General features: G+C 46.1%; 13 protein-coding genes. 7 read left to right on the top strand and 6 right to left on the bottom strand.

The window, feature by feature from the left end:
* Positions 1 to 85: 85 nt before the first annotated feature.
* Both AB6805_RS23760 and AB6805_RS23765 read left to right on the top strand, forming a co-directional pair.
* On the top strand, positions 86 to 988 hold the full coding sequence (locus AB6805_RS23760; RefSeq protein WP_370911947.1) for a helix-turn-helix domain-containing protein: 903 nt from the start codon (positions 86 to 88) through the stop codon (positions 986 to 988).
* A gap of 107 nt (positions 989 to 1,095) precedes the next feature.
* Entirely contained in the window at positions 1,096 to 1,872 is a 777-nt protein-coding gene (locus AB6805_RS23765) for an alpha/beta fold hydrolase (protein WP_370911948.1), read from the top strand.
* Positions 1,873 to 1,920: 48 nt separating this feature from the next.
* Here AB6805_RS23765 and AB6805_RS23770 read toward each other — a convergent pair whose 3' ends face one another.
* Positions 1,921 to 3,543, bottom strand: coding sequence for an NADP-dependent glyceraldehyde-3-phosphate dehydrogenase (locus AB6805_RS23770; RefSeq protein ID WP_370911949.1), 1,623 nt, complete (start codon positions 3,541 to 3,543; stop codon positions 1,921 to 1,923).
* A 330-nt stretch (positions 3,544 to 3,873) separates the two neighbouring features.
* On the opposite strand from AB6805_RS23770, the gene AB6805_RS23775 reads away from it, so the two are divergent.
* The 3 genes from AB6805_RS23775 to AB6805_RS23785 are packed head-to-tail and all read left to right on the top strand — an operon-like array spanning position 3,874 to position 7,443.
* Positions 3,874 to 4,710 (top strand): hypothetical protein, encoded by an 837-nt coding sequence (locus AB6805_RS23775; protein ID WP_370911950.1) that lies wholly within the window; start codon positions 3,874 to 3,876, stop codon positions 4,708 to 4,710.
* Positions 4,711 to 4,749: 39 nt separating this feature from the next.
* Complete coding sequence (locus tag AB6805_RS23780; protein WP_370911951.1) at positions 4,750 to 7,041, top strand: glycoside hydrolase; 2,292 nt, start codon at positions 4,750 to 4,752, stop codon at positions 7,039 to 7,041.
* Between the two features lie 12 nt (positions 7,042 to 7,053).
* Positions 7,054 to 7,443, top strand: a complete 390-nt coding sequence (locus AB6805_RS23785) for an STAS/SEC14 domain-containing protein (RefSeq protein WP_370911952.1) — start codon at positions 7,054 to 7,056, stop codon at positions 7,441 to 7,443.
* Between the two features lie 78 nt (positions 7,444 to 7,521).
* Here the strand turns inward: AB6805_RS23785 and katG are convergent, their stop codons facing one another.
* Entirely contained in the window at positions 7,522 to 9,798 is a 2,277-nt protein-coding gene (katG, locus tag AB6805_RS23790) for a catalase/peroxidase HPI (protein WP_370911953.1), read from the bottom strand.
* 224 nt (positions 9,799 to 10,022) lie between these two features.
* On the opposite strand from katG, the gene AB6805_RS23795 reads away from it, so the two are divergent.
* Positions 10,023 to 11,177, top strand: a complete 1,155-nt coding sequence (locus tag AB6805_RS23795) for a peroxiredoxin family protein (RefSeq protein WP_370911954.1) — start codon at positions 10,023 to 10,025, stop codon at positions 11,175 to 11,177.
* Here the strand turns inward: AB6805_RS23795 and AB6805_RS23800 are convergent.
* From AB6805_RS23800 to AB6805_RS23815, 4 genes are read right to left on the bottom strand one after another with little or no spacing between them, the layout of a single operon-like run.
* On the bottom strand, positions 11,166 to 11,915 hold the full coding sequence (locus AB6805_RS23800; protein ID WP_370911955.1) for an NADPH-dependent F420 reductase: 750 nt from the start codon (positions 11,913 to 11,915) through the stop codon (positions 11,166 to 11,168). The genes AB6805_RS23795 and AB6805_RS23800 overlap by 12 nt on opposite strands.
* 13 nt (positions 11,916 to 11,928) lie before the next feature.
* Positions 11,929 to 12,387 carry an SRPBCC domain-containing protein gene (locus AB6805_RS23805; RefSeq protein ID WP_370911956.1) on the bottom strand — a complete coding sequence of 153 codons (459 nt, stop codon included), beginning with the start codon at positions 12,385 to 12,387 and terminating at the stop codon, positions 11,929 to 11,931.
* Positions 12,388 to 12,399: 12 nt separating this feature from the next.
* The gene (locus AB6805_RS23810; protein ID WP_370911957.1) at positions 12,400 to 12,723 is read right to left on the bottom strand and encodes an ArsR/SmtB family transcription factor; all 324 of its coding nucleotides are present in this window, start codon (positions 12,721 to 12,723) and stop codon (positions 12,400 to 12,402) included.
* Positions 12,704 to 13,156 carry an SRPBCC domain-containing protein gene (locus tag AB6805_RS23815; RefSeq protein ID WP_370911958.1) on the bottom strand — a complete coding sequence of 151 codons (453 nt, stop codon included), beginning with the start codon at positions 13,154 to 13,156 and terminating at the stop codon, positions 12,704 to 12,706. Before AB6805_RS23815 ends, AB6805_RS23810 begins: the two co-directional genes overlap by 20 nt.
* A 234-nt stretch (positions 13,157 to 13,390) precedes the next feature.
* On the opposite strand from AB6805_RS23815, the gene AB6805_RS23820 reads away from it, so the two are divergent.
* Entirely contained in the window at positions 13,391 to 14,212 is an 822-nt protein-coding gene (locus tag AB6805_RS23820; RefSeq protein WP_370911959.1) for an alpha/beta fold hydrolase, read from the top strand.
* Positions 14,213 to 14,348: the final 136 nt, after the last annotated feature.

Below are 14,348 nucleotides of genomic sequence, written 5' to 3' on the forward strand. Positions count from 1 at the left end.
ATTTGAGCTTACTATATTTTTCCTATCTTCAATAGTGTAGTAAAAAAAGGTGCTTTAGCTGTTTGATCAAAACCATCTCTAAGTAATGGGCAATTCCAAAGGTGTTATTCCTTTTTACGATGATATTAATGAATTCTTTGCCAGTACGCCATTTCCTGATAGAACAAATGACCCGGATCTGTTTTGTTTCCGGGTGAGGAAAGGAGAAGACGTAAAAAAATTCTATAAACCCCCGTTCAGAAGATCATTTTATTTTATGGGGCTGATGAGTGGTGTTAGTCAGTCGCAGATTGTTTATGACAATATGAATGAAGTGCGTATGAACAGCTTTCTCGTTTGCCAGGCGCCCGGACTGCTTTCCAGCTTTTACAACTCAGGACTTGCCTATGGGTATTTTGTTTATTTTAAGCTGCCCTGTTTTTCTTTCTTCAGACCGGATTTTGAAAAGCAGTTTTCTTTTTTTGATGTACAACAAACGCACTTTTTTGAATTATCGCAGGAAAAGTATAATGAGTTCTCCCAGGCGTTTGAAGATTTTTTTATTGCGTATGAGAACGCAGACGATAAACTGCACACAGTAGCCAGTTTGAAGATATTGGCTGTGCTGTATCAATTAAAAAGTTTCATCCAGCTTAACCAGCAGCAGGAGCGGATCAGCAGACCTGAGTCGATTTTGCTGAAGCAGTTTCTCCAGCTTGTCAACGACAATTATATAGAACGGAGAACAGTGAATGAATACGCCGAAATGCTTTCCATTACCCCTAAATATCTTTCTGAATACATTAAATCCACCACCGGGAAGAATGCACTGTTCTTAATCCACGAGAGAATAGTAGCTGAGGCAAAATCGCTGATCCTATATACTGATTTGGATATGGCTGAAATCTGTTACCAGCTTAATTTCTCTGATCCGGCAAATTTTAATAAGTTCTTTAAGAAAAATGCAGGCGCTACTCCTTTGGAATTCAGAAATCAGTATAACAGGTAAATTTACCATTCAAAGCGGTTTTTGGACAAAGCTATCGTAAGTGGCCCATCTATCTTTGTGTTGAAATTACATCGGAACATTAAACAAATCTTTAAAAACAGATCACGATGAAAACAACACACTCCAAAGATGGAACAAAGCTGGCTTACAATATGACTGGCAAAGGCCCTGCCCTAATCTACATTACGGGGGCTACCTGCCACCGTGAATTTAACCCGGTACTGTACGATGCATCTGTTTTTTCGGAAGAATTTACGGTGTACAATTATGATCGCCGCGGCCGTGGCGACAGTGGTAATACCTTGCCTTATGCGGTGGAGCGTGAAATAGAAGATATTGAGGCGATGATAGCTGCCGCCGGAGGCCGGGCGTTTTTGTATGGTCATTCTTCCGGCGCTATCCTGGCGTTAAAGGCAGCTATGACACTCGGCGACAAAGTGAGTAAACTGGTAATGTACGACGCAGCTTATTGTCACAACGAAGCCTACCTGGAGGAATTTAAAACCCTCAGCCGGGGTTTATACCAATTGCTGGAGAATGGTAAAAACGAAGCCGCGATTACCGGATTCCTGGAAGGTATCGGCATCCCTGGCGAGGCATTTGAAAGCCTATTTCCCGACTGGCCAACCATGGTGGCTTTGGCCCCAACGCTTGCCTACGACACTACTTTGGCCAGTAGCTTAGCGCCCGTAAAGGAGGTGGCAACGCTCACTACGCCCACCCAAATTATAGTGGGGGAAAAAAGCCCTGAATCTATTCAGGAAGTAGCCAAACAATTGAATGCTGCCATCCCGAACGTTACTTACACCGTGCTGAAGGGCCAGGATCATATGCCTGCGGCAGAAGTGGTGTTGTCTGTTTTAACCAGGTTCCTGAAATCTTAAAAGCGGGTATTATGCCTTGCAGCGGATGGCTGCAAGGCATAAGTAATTTTAGAAAATGAAATTGGTGCTGAGGAAGTCGGAGCTGTGCTCATTCACAATATCTTCCAGCAGTTTTTTATTGGTATCGTTCATCTTGGTGGCCACCAGTGAGCGGATAGAAAATGACCGCAGCGCGTCATGCACGGAGAGTGTGCCTTCTGCACTGTCTTTCCTGCCGGTGAACGGGAACACATCCGGTCCGCGCTGGCACTGGCTGTTAATATTCACCCGGCTTACCTGGTTTACCAGTGGATCTATCAGTGTCGCCACTTCATCAGCGTTGTTGCTGAAAATGCTTACCTGCTGGCCGTGTGGCGATTCGATCAGGTAATCAATGGTTTCTTCAATATCATCATAGGGCACTACCGGGATTACCGGTCCGAATTGTTCTTCCCGGTAGAGTTTCATTTTATCATTCACGGGGTATACCACTGCCGGGAATACAAAGGATTCGTTGGTAGCGCCACCGTTTTCATTAACAACGGCCGCACCGTGGGCGATGGCGTCGTCGAGCACTTCGCGGATATAGGCTGGTTTGCCGGGTTCCGCTACTGGTGTAAGTTGCACACCTTTTTCCCAGGGCATGCCGAATTTCATTTTGCCGATAGATTCGCCGAGGCGTGCATTGAATTCGTCGGCGATGGAGCGGTGCACAAATAATATTTTGATGGCGGTACAACGTTGACCATTATACGATAATGCGCCCAGGATACATTCATTCACGGCCACTTGTATATCTGCATGCTGCGTGATGATGGCGGCATTTTTGGCATCCAGGCTCAGTACAGCCCGGAGGCGGTTCAGCTTAGGATGGTGCTTGCGCAGGTCGTTGGCTACTTTACTGGAACCGATAAAGGCCAGTACATTGATTTTACCCGTAGCCATAATGCCTGGTATCACAGAAGCGCCGCGGCCATAGATGGTGTTTACCACGCCTTTCGGGAAGGACTCCATGAATGCGCGCAGCAGCGGATAGTGCACCAATGTGCCGTGCTTGGGCGGTTTGAAGAGGATGGTGTTGCCCATCAGCAATGCCGGGATCAGGGTGGTAAAGGTTTCATTCAGCGGGTAGTTGAATGGTCCCATGCAGAGCACTACTCCTAATGGCGAACGGCGGATCTGCGCGATGGTGCCTTCTTTGATTTCAAAGCGGGAAGAGCTGCGGTCTATTTCCTTGAGCGCATCTATGGTGGCGTTGATGTATTCTATGGTGCGGTCAAATTCCTTGATGGAGTCAGCAAAGGATTTCCCGATTTCCCACATGATCAGCTTTACAATCAGGGCGCGTTGCTCCGTCATTTTGCGGGCAAATACGGACAAACAGTTGATGCGTTCATCCAGTCGCATGGTAGGCCATTCACCGCGGCCGTTATCATATGCGGCGAGGGCGGCATCCAGCGCTTCAAAGGCTTCTTTTTCGGTGCCCAGCGGGTAAGTGCCTATCAGCTTGCGTTTCAGGCCATTTGCAGTAGGGATGTTGATAGGGGAGTACACTTCACTCACCGGCCCATCCCATTGTTTCATTTCCCCGTTTACCAGGTACTCTTTCTGATGAATTTCGGAAATACGGAATTCCCCGGGTATTTCATTTTCTTCAACAAAAAGTTTCTTCAGCTCATCTTGAAAACTCATGTGTTAAAATTTTATGCGTACAAATTACACAAAATAGACCGGATTGTGTGCATAGAATGTTTCGATCGGGGGAGTGGGGGAAATCTATAAGGTGGGTAAACCGCCAGGAAAAACATGGGTTGAACCGGTGCTAACTTTTTTATTTTCAACGATTCACCTATTTTCGCCGGATGTTTTACAGGAGAGAATTAATACAGCGCATAATAGAAAAAGGTTACCGGGAATTGTTTTATGGTCCGTATCATTCATCGTTGCACCAGGGGGAAGAAAGTATTTAAAATAACCCTGGCGGAAACCATTGGATTTGCATATTTATAAAACATCTTGCGCATGCCTTCGACAAAAGTTTTGATCACCGTTAAAAGTTATCCCACCGTATCTTCCCATTATGAGGAGCAGGTTAGCATCGCCGGTTTCCGGGAAGATGGCGTTTTTATCAGGATATATCCCATCCCTTTTTCAAAGAAAACCTATGACGAACAATATCAGCTCTACGATTGGGTGGAGCTGGATCTCGAAAGGAATACCCGGGATTTCCGGCTGGAAAGTTTCAGACCGGTAAACCTGGATGCACCGGTAAAAAAGGCCGGGCACCTGGGAACGGAAGATCACTGGAGTGAGCGGAAAGCCATTGTGCTGAAGAATGTATACCGTAACCTGTCTACGGTCATCATGGAAGCGAAACACGAAGCATTTTATACTTCACTGGTGGTATTCAAACCTGCCAGGATACTGGATTTTGTAGTTGAAGAAACGGAGCGGGAATGGAACCGCAACCGCTTGAATGCATTGCAGGAAGAGCTGCTGCGCGGCGTGGTAGCTGAGCAGCCGGAAGATCCTTTTGCCGTGATGCCAAAGCTGCCGTACAAATTTTCTTTCCGTTTTATTGATGATAAGAACGAAGAAATCACCCTGCCGGTGGAAGACTGGCAACTGGCGTCCCTGTATTGGAAAAGCCTGCAAAAACAGCGTGGCGCTGATAAGGAACTGAAAGCCGTCAACGAGGTAAGAAAGAAATACCTGCACGAATACGCGAGGAACAGCGACCTGTATTTCTTCCTGGGTACTACGCAAAATGTACATGCAAGTGCCAGGCAGCCGTTTACGATCGTTGGCTTGTTTCATCCTACGATGCCGCCGGCGGTAATACAGGGCAGTTTATTTTAGCGAAATTGTATATTTGAGCAAACCGCTTAAATAAACAGCATGAAACAAGTACGGGAATGGATGTTAACTGTACGGATTATAATAAGTGTTAACCTGCTTGTTTGTATCTTATCATATAGCCAACTATTCGCATTTCAGCAGGTTAAACCGGTGGCTGGAGACTTTACTTTTGAAGTAATCCCGGAAACCTTTGAGCTGAATCTTTATTACAACGGCATAGCAGAAAAAGCGGGCGATCCGCTGCCACCCATGCGGGTAGCCAATTTGAAAAAGACCGCTGATTCGGTATCGTGGTTCTATCCTGATGTTCTTGTTTCGGTAAACATTGTAAAGAAAGAAAATTACTTGGACGTTAATATCCGCTCGGAAGGCGCCGGTAAATTTGTATGGCCGCATGTTCAGGCAGAAAGTTATATGCTGCCTTTGTGGGAGGGGAAATATATTCCTGCTAAGGATAACTATTGGAAGTCTTTTTTAAAGCATCAGTCGTTAGATTTTCCCGGAAGTTTTTCAATGGGATTTTTTGCTGCCAACAAGTCGAAGTATACCATTGTGTATGTACTGAAAAATGTTTTTAACAGCGACTTACATTTCGATGTGAACCCGGACATCAGTTTTTCCTTCTTCCATGAATTCCCTTCCATTAACCCGGACAAAACCTACGGCTTCAGCATTTATGTTACTGCAAATGATCCCGTAGCTGTAAGTACCGTATATAAAAATTATATCCGGGAAAAAAACAGGTTTGAAACACTGGAGGAGAAAGCGGCTAAAAATCCTAATGTCCGGAAATTATACGGCGCGCCACATATTTATTTCTGGCCGCACGGACTTATTACAGCAAAAAATATCAAGTGGAAGCAGTTGCAGGCGTCCTGGCCAGCGAAAGAAAAGTTCTTTTCCCGGCTTGTACAATCGTTAAAAGATAATGAAGAAAACGACGCTGCCAATGCGTTTAACCAGGTGTGGCTGGAATGCAAAAAGCAAACACCCATTAATGATTATCAGAAAAGAATTATCCTTGAGGCCCTGAATAAAGCACTCCGGACGAAAGCACTATATCAGCCGGATGTTTTTGGCAGCATGCCGGGGACAACATCAGCAAGCACGCTGAGTGAACAGCAACTGTATGTTTGGAATAAGCGATTAATAAAAAAGGCACTGGGAGATGTTATAGATGATCCCGGCGACTGGGGAAAAGAAAATGTGAGCCTGATGGCGGATATGTACCAGTCGGGAATAAAGAAGGCGTGGATCGGTTTATCTGATTGGGCAGATGGATTGAAGAACCCGCGTTTGGTGGAGGAAGCCAATAAATCCGGCTATCTCATTGGCCCATACGACAGCTATCATTCCATTCATCCAAAAGAGGACAGGGAATGGCGTACCTGCTGGTTTCCTGATTCATCTTTATACGACAATGCTTCTGTGACCAATGCCTCGGGGAAAAAAATAGGTGGTTTTATAGGGGTAGGAAGGCAGTTGAATCCCACGCTGGCATTTCCATCTGTAAAACAACGGGTAGCAGCCATTTTGAGCGATCGTATTCCGTACAATACCTGGTTTGTAGATTGTGATGCTACCGGTGAGGTGTTTGATGATTACTCGCCGGGTCATATTACTACAAAGGAGCAGGATTTTAAGGCCCGTCTCCAGCGGATGGAGTACATCGGTAATGAAGTGGCAATGGTGGTAGGATCTGAAGGTGGAAATGATTTTACGGCCAAATCACTGGCATTTGCCCAGGGTTTGGAGATGCCGGTGCTGTTCTGGGGAGATCCTGATCTGAGGGAAAATAAAAACAGCCCTTATTATGTTGGGAGCTACTGGGGACAAGGCGGCACCATTCCATCTATCTACACCAAAGTAATACCCATCAAGGAACGCTATGAAAAAATATATGTTGATCCAACTTATTCACTGCCGCTGTTCCGCCTTGTTTACAATGATGCGGTGATAACCACCGCGCACTGGGAAAATGGTTCCCTTAAATTAAAGGATGAAGTAGGGACGCGGATGCTGTCGGAGCTTTTATATAACACGCCACCTTTATACCATATTGATCAGGCCGAATGGAAGCTCAACAAAACACGGATCATCGATCATATAAAGGTATGGAGACCATTGCATGAAAAAGCAGTGATCCTGCCGGTGACGGCTTTTAATATTCTTTCTGATGACCGGCAAGTGCAACAAATGATATACGGCAACCAGATAAAAGTCACCGTAAATTTTTCCAATAAAGCTGCCATGGCGGGTACAGTACCCATTAAGGCCCGGTCTGCAATTATTGATGATGGATTTAAGAAAGTAAATTACAGCGTACAATAAAACGGCCATTCCATGAACCCGCCCAATAACATTCCACTTATTGAAGGAGAAATAGCGGACTATTATTATGATAGTACGGGCATTTTATATTCCTATTCGAAAAGCACACTGCGAACAGTGGAAAATATTTCGCGCAATATTGCACTGGTGAAACAGATCACCGGGAGTAAGAAAGTACCCTTGCTGATTTATCTTACCAATTCACCTGTTCCTGATAAGGCTACCAGGCAATTTTCAACGGAGCAGTTACCTCATGTATATACTGCCATGGCAATGGTTTCAAAGCCGGGCTTGTCGAAGCTGATCATGAATATACTGTTTAAGTTAAAAACGCCGCCTATTCCCATGAAGTCGTTTACAAACGATGCGGAGGCAAAGGAATGGCTGCTGCAGTATGTTTAGAGGGCGTTTCGCTGGTGAGAAACGGGCATAAAAAAAGAGCCCCCGGTGAAGGAGGCTCCTGTTATTCTTTTAATTTAATTAAGCGAGATCAAACCTGTCGAGGTTCATTACTTTGTTCCAGGCTGCGACGAAGTCTTTCACAAATTTTTCCTGGCCATCTGCGCTGGCATATACTTCTGCGTTAGCTCTCAGTTCTGCGTTAGCGCCCAATACCAGGTCGGCACGGGTGCCGGTCCATTTTACTTCGCCGGTGGCGCGGTCGCTGCCTTCATAGTGTTCCCTGTCTTCTGATACTGCTTTCCATGCAATGCGCATATCAAGCAGGTTCACAAAGAAATCAGTCGTAAGCTGGCCGGGGCGGGAAGTGAAAACGCCATGTTTAGATCCATCGAAGTTAGTGTTCAGCACGCGCATACCACCCAGCAGCACTGTTAACTCCGGTGCGGTAAGGGTGAGCAACTGGGCCTTATCTATCAGCAATTCTTCTGTAGACACGGGGAACTTTGACTTGCGGTAGTTGCGGAAGCCGTCGGCCACAGGTTCCAGGTAGCCTACTGATTCCACGTCGGTTTGTTCCTGCGAGGCATCCATGCGGCCGGGGGTAAAGGGAACCGTGATGGTTTGTCCCGCATCTTTCGCTGCTTTTTCAACGCCGGCTGCACCTGCCAGTACGATCAGGTCGGCCAGGGAAACTTTTTTACCACCCGACTGGGCGCCGTTAAATTCTTTCTGAATGCTTTCCAGTGCATCCAGTACTTTTTGTAATTGGGTGGGGTTGTTTACTTTCCAATACTTCTGAGGAGCCAGGCGAATGCGGGCGCCGTTAGCGCCACCGCGCTTGTCGGATCCACGGAAGGTGGAAGCTGACGCCCATGCAGTGGAAACCAGCTCGGATACGCTTAATCCGGATGCCAGTACTTTTGCTTTCAGGGCCGCAATATCTTTCTCATCTATCAGCGCATGGTCAACCGCAGGAATAGGGTCCTGCCAAAGCAGTTCTTCTTCCGGCACATCGGGGCCGAGGTAACGTGCCTTGGGGCCCATGTCGCGGTGTGTTAATTTAAACCAGGCCCGGGCAAAAGCATCTGCAAATTGATCGGGATTTTCCAGGAAGCGCCTGGATATTTTTTCGTAGGCCGGATCCATTCTTAAAGCAAGATCGGTAGTCAGCATGGTTGGCAGGTGCTTTTTGGAGCTGTCGTATGCATCAGGGATAATGCTGTCTGCATTTTTAGCTACCCATTGGTGGGCACCAGCCGGACTTTTAGAAAGTTGCCATTCAAATCCAAAGAGGTTTTCGAAGAAGTTATTGCTCCATTGAGTGGGTGTTTTCGTCCATATTACTTCAAGTCCGCTTGTAATGGTGTCTGCACCTTTACCGGAGCCATAGCTGTTTTTCCAGCCAAGGCCCTGCATTTCCAGGTCAGCTCCTTCCGGTTCTGCGCCTACATGGGTGGCAGGTGCGGCGCCGTGGGTTTTGCCAAAGCTGTGTCCACCCGCTATGAGGGCTACTGTTTCTTCGTCGTTCATGGCCATGCGGCCAAAAGTATCCCGGATATCTTTAGCGGCTGCGATGGGGTCTGGATTACCATCGGGGCCTTCAGGGTTTACATAGATAAGTCCCATTTGCACAGCGGCAAGGGGCTTTTCAAGGTTGCGGCCGTGGATATTACCATCTGCGTCGTCGTCTGATACCAGTACGCCATGATTTTCTTCCACGCCGGGGGAGCCGTGCGCATAACGCAGGTCGCCACCGAGCCAGGTGGTTTCGGAGCCCCAGTATACATCTTCATCCGGTTCCCATACATCTTTACGTCCGCCGGCGAAGCCAAATGTTTTGAAGCCCATTGATTCCAGTGCCACGTTGCCGGTAAGGATCAGGAGATCTGCCCATGAAATTTTGTTACCATATTTTTGTTTGATGGGCCAGAGCAACCTGCGGGCTTTATCCAGACTTACGTTATCCGGCCAGCTGTTAAGCGGGGCAAAACGTTGCTGTCCTGAGCCTGCGCCGCCACGGCCATCCCCTACACGATAGGTGCCTGCACTGTGCCATGCCATGCGGATGAACAGGGGGCCATAATGACCAAAGTCGGCCGGCCACCAGTCCTGCGAGTCAGTCATGAGTGCATGAAGGTCTTTCTTCACTGCTTCCAGGTCGAGGCTTTTAAAAGCTTCGGCATAGTCAAAATCTTCACCCAACGGGTTTGATTTGGAGGAGTGCTGGCGCAGGATACTCAGTTTTAACTGGTTGGGCCACCAATCCCGGTTCCTGGTGCCGCCACCGCCAACATTGTGCTTCATACTGCCATTATGAAACGGACATTTACTGATGTCGTTTGATTCTTTTCCCATTTTTAGAAGTTTTATGGTATTGAAAGAACACTTGCCTGCACCTTTTAGTTGTGCATAATGATAAAGTTATGGTATTGAAAGAATAATCACAATCAATTAATTTCTATGTTTCAATAGTTAAAATCTATTTGTAGGGCGGTCTTGCATAGAGAGAGAGAATTAAGCAGTAACAGGAATTTGCTCTATCTTGTTAAAATAAGTATATAACACTAGCCACCATTAAGATGATTTATACTATAAAAAGATTTACCGGGCCATTTATTTGCCTCCTGTTAGTGTTGTTGCATTTGGATGTGCACGCGCAGGTTTCCCTGTTGCAGAAAGCCCTTGATAAAATGGCGGGCTATAAGAACTTTAGCTATCAATCAGTTTATAAGCAAAAGGAGTATACCAGCGATACACTGGAAATACATCACCGGGATATTTTTTCAAAAGCACCGGAAGATAAAGTTTTTGGTTATTTGTTTAGCCTGGAGCAAACATTCAGTGGTAATAAATTTCCTTCAACAACTATCTACAATGGGCAAAGCTTAATCAATATAAATCCTGCCGACAGTACCTATGAGATGAAAGAAATCAAAGCTGCTGCTATCCTGGGTTCACTGCCGGATTATCTGAAAATGATGGAAGGACTGTTAAAAAGAAGACCGGCTGAATTGGTTGGCGATACCATCATTAATACCATCACCTGTGCTCATTTGGTGGTTAATAGCGCCGATACGGTTATTAATAAAGAACATTACTATACACGTATACATTTGTATATAGATAAGTTGTCGGGTATGCCGGAGCGTGTCATTGCGCATGCAAGAAGCAGTGGTATTGGCGATGGTATCTCCAACTATTATTCAGAGACCCGCTATTTCGATTATCAATTTGACCAGGATCATATAGACCTTGCGTCCATAAAGATTCCGGAAGGGTTTCATCTTCCAAAAGAACGGCCAACCTTATTAACGCCGGGCGGAACAGCGCCCGGTTGGGTTTTGCATGCTGCTGATGGCAGGAAGGTGTCATCTGCACAAATGAAGGGCAAAGTGATGTTACTGGATTTCTTCTTTATCGGGTGTGCGCCCTGTATGCTTTCCCTGAAACCATTGAACCGTCTTCATGAAAAATATAAAAACCAAAACGTTGCCATGGTGAGCCTGACGGAAAGGGACAGCCCGAAATCCGTTCTGGGATTCCAAAAGAATTATCACATAAAGTATCCCATGTATGTTGATGCAAAGGAGGTGGTGCAATCATACCATGTAGCAGCCTTCCCGACTTTTTATTTCATCGGCAAAGACGGAAAAATTGCCCAGGTAATTGAAGGGTATGAGGAGGGGTTTGAAGAGAAGGCTACTGCCATCATTAACGACCTGTTAAAGAAATAGCCGTTCATCCCGCAGGCTTTCCAGATAGGCTGGATAGTCTGTCTTCATCAGTACTTCATCGCTGTTCCGTTTTCCAATGATTACATTGTGTATGTCTGTCCATGCAGTTCCCATTGCATGTACCCTTTTCTTTAATTCTTCCAGGTTAATATCCCTGCAATAAATGGTGGAACCTGGCTGCTGCTTCCATGATTGGGCGATAGTGCCCACGTCAAAGGGATCAAATCCTACATCGTTTACCAGTGTAAATACCACTTCTTTAGCGGCGGTATCGTCGCCCGAAACGGCCAATGCAATGCGGTTTTGAGCACCTTTGGGTTGACCCAGGGCTTCCAGGCTTTCCACTACAATAGAGTTAAAAACCTTCACAACGTGAACGCCTAACTGCTCCTGTACCCACAGGCTGTCGATGCCACTTTGAATAAGCGCCGGTATGATGCCATCGCGGAGGGTAGGATAATAATTTCCCGTGTCAATAACCACTACGTCTTCCGGAAGATCTTTAAAAATGTTTTTAGGAAGATCAATGATGCTTTTCTGGGGAAGAGTAACGACGATCACTTTTTTATTCCTGGCAGCTTCTTCTACAGTAACAGCTTTCGCCCTGGTGTTCTCCGCCACTTGCTGCAGGGTTGCGGGACCACGGGAGTTGGCGATCGAAACGGTATGTCCCAGTTTAACAAATTTTGATGCCAGGCAGCTTCCGAAAGCGCCTGCGCCGATGATGCCTATATTCATAACCTAAAGTAATTTATATGGTAGCATTTTCAATGGGATTCGGCTGGCCTTTACCCGTAGTGATCAGGTTGCGCAGGCTATTCCCGATATAATTGCTCCAGGCATCAAAGCAAACATGATAGCATTCATATGCGGGAACCAGTCCATGGTGGGTGAAGTGAAGCTGTGTCTGATGTTCTTTTTCAGAGATCTCAAATTCGATTTTTGTACCGGTCCATTCTGTTTTGTCTTCCGTGAAATCGAAGTAGTTGTCCAGCACCTGCCAGGTAACTTTTTTATCCGGGACCACTTCTGTCAATTTCATGGTACACTTGTGAACGTCTTTGAACCGGTAGGTAAACTCGTCATTGAGTTGTGCAGTACCGCCTTCAATGTTTTGGGACCACCATCCGCGAACATTCGTGATGGCATTGAATACCCCCGCGGGAGTTTGATCTACCAGGATGGTAGTGTTAAAATCTGATGCAGACATGTTGTTGATTTTTTAGTTGGGGAATTTGTTATTTAATAAAGTTTCTAACTTTTTCAGTTTAGATGTCCAGAACTTATCGAAGTAGGAGATCCAGTTCTGCAATTCCTTAAACCCGTCCTGTTTCAGTGTGCAATACCGTTCCCGGCCTATATCCTCGATGGAAATAAAGCCTGCGTTATACAATATTTTGATGTGCTTTGAAACGGCGGGGCGGCTCATATCAAAATTATCTGCCAGGCTGTTGATGGTCAAACTATCTTCTGATAGCAGCATCAGCATTTTTCGCCTGCTCGGATCTCCGATTACCTGGAATGCATCAAGTGTTGGTGTTGCCATGTTGTGCTGCGTTTATACGGTCCGCAATTTTGTGCAAATTCTTCAGCCAGCCGTCGGTCAGTGCATTGAACATATTCAGGTTTTCTTCTTTCGTGAAACCGCTATGCTCCAGGAAAAGTTCCGTGCCTTTATCGGTTGGTTCCAGTTTCCATGCTACCACAGAATCCAGTGTGATCTTGCCATCGCCGGGGCCACTTTTCCAGGAGTAGGAGAGCCGTTTGAAGGGAACCACCTCCAATACCTTACAGTAGAAGATCCCGTCGAAGTTAAGGCTGGGTATCGGGTTTGTTCTGAACTGAAAGTCGAGTCCCACGATGGGCTGGAAATCATTCTTCATGAGCCACAGCTCCATCAGCTCAGGCTTGGTAAGGTAGTTCCAGACTGTTTCAACCGGGTGTGCGAAGAAGAACTGGTGCTTAATTGATCTGGTCATAATAAGTAACTTTGAAGTTACGTAAAGATATATGTAACTTTTGAGTTACCCAAATATTTTTTAGAAATAATGTAAAATGGAGAAGAAGCATGATACAGATCAGCGGAATAATTTTTTGTTTTTCAGACGAACAACATCTATTAAATCTTTGTTAGCAGGAATGAATGCCAGCTAAACATGCTTAAATTGATGACAGCTGAAAAATTTTTAACCAAATAAATAAAGCCAAACAACATGAGTAAAATCACAGTAAAAGATGGTACTGAAATTTATTACAAGGACTGGGGAACGGGCCAGCCCATTGTATTTCATCATGGCTGGCCTTTGTCCGGTGACGACTGGGACGGGCAAATGATGTTCTTCCTGGAGCAGGGCTACCGGGTTATTGCGCATGACCGGAGAGGTCATGGAAGATCCAGTCAAACCGCCACCGGCCATGACATGGATACCTATGCCGCCGATGTGGCGGAGCTTACCAAGGCGCTTGATTTAAAAGACGCCATCCATGTCGGTCATTCTACCGGCGGCGGGGAAGTAATCCGTTATGCTGCGAAATATGGTAAAGGCCGCGTGGCAAAAGCGGTGCTCATCAGCGCGGTAACGCCCCTGATGGTGCAAACTGCCGGTAACCCCGACGGCGTGCCGTTGTCTGTATTTGATGACATCAGAAAAAATACGGCCACACAGCGCTCGCAGTTCTACCAGGATTTTACGCTGCCATTTTATGGATACAACCGTGAAGGAGCTAAGATATCGCAGGGTGTGCGGGATAACTGGTGGCGCCAGGGTATGATGGGAGCCATCAAAGCGCATTACGACTGCATTAAGGCTTTCTCTGAAACAGATTTTACAGAGGATCTTAAAAGTGTGGACATTCCCGTGCTGGTGCTGCATGGCGAAGATGACCAGATCGTTCCGTTTCCCATTTCAGGCGCAAAAGCGGTGGGCCTGTTAAAGCATGGAAAGCTCATTTCCTATCCGGGGTTCCCTCATGGTATGCCTACTACAGAAGCGGCCACGATCAACAAGGATCTGCTGGCCTTTATCAAATCATAACATCGTAAGATATTAGTGCCATAGAGATGAAAAAGCGTGATGCCATCCGGAAGAAGGTATTACGCTTTTTCATTTGCCTGAACGGATAAAATTAGTTTGATATTTTTCCGGCAAAGGATTATCTTGTTATCTCAAC

This window comes from Chitinophaga sp. RCC_12 (assembly GCF_041360695.1).
Classification (GTDB): Bacteria; Bacteroidota; Bacteroidia; order Chitinophagales; family Chitinophagaceae; genus Chitinophaga.

Bases quoted from the DNA above. Each gene is read 5' to 3' on its own strand.
- AB6805_RS23760 (WP_370911947.1), top strand. From the start codon at position 86: ATGGGCAATTCCAAAGGTGTTATTCCTTTTTACGATGATATTAATGAA.
- AB6805_RS23765 (WP_370911948.1), top strand. From the start codon at position 1,096: ATGAAAACAACACACTCCAAAGATGGAACAAAGCTGGCTTACAATATG.
- AB6805_RS23770 (WP_370911949.1), bottom strand. From the start codon at position 3,543: ATGAGTTTTCAAGATGAGCTGAAGAAACTTTTTGTTGAAGAAAATGAA.
- AB6805_RS23775 (WP_370911950.1), top strand. From the start codon at position 3,874: ATGCCTTCGACAAAAGTTTTGATCACCGTTAAAAGTTATCCCACCGTA.
- AB6805_RS23780 (WP_370911951.1), top strand. From the start codon at position 4,750: ATGAAACAAGTACGGGAATGGATGTTAACTGTACGGATTATAATAAGT.
- AB6805_RS23785 (WP_370911952.1), top strand. From the start codon at position 7,054: ATGAACCCGCCCAATAACATTCCACTTATTGAAGGAGAAATAGCGGAC.
- katG (WP_370911953.1), bottom strand. From the start codon at position 9,798: ATGGGAAAAGAATCAAACGACATCAGTAAATGTCCGTTTCATAATGGC.
- AB6805_RS23795 (WP_370911954.1), top strand. From the start codon at position 10,023: ATGATTTATACTATAAAAAGATTTACCGGGCCATTTATTTGCCTCCTG.
- AB6805_RS23800 (WP_370911955.1), bottom strand. From the start codon at position 11,915: ATGAATATAGGCATCATCGGCGCAGGCGCTTTCGGAAGCTGCCTGGCA.
- AB6805_RS23805 (WP_370911956.1), bottom strand. From the start codon at position 12,387: ATGTCTGCATCAGATTTTAACACTACCATCCTGGTAGATCAAACTCCC.
- AB6805_RS23810 (WP_370911957.1), bottom strand. From the start codon at position 12,723: ATGGCAACACCAACACTTGATGCATTCCAGGTAATCGGAGATCCGAGC.
- AB6805_RS23815 (WP_370911958.1), bottom strand. From the start codon at position 13,156: ATGACCAGATCAATTAAGCACCAGTTCTTCTTCGCACACCCGGTTGAA.
- AB6805_RS23820 (WP_370911959.1), top strand. From the start codon at position 13,391: ATGAGTAAAATCACAGTAAAAGATGGTACTGAAATTTATTACAAGGAC.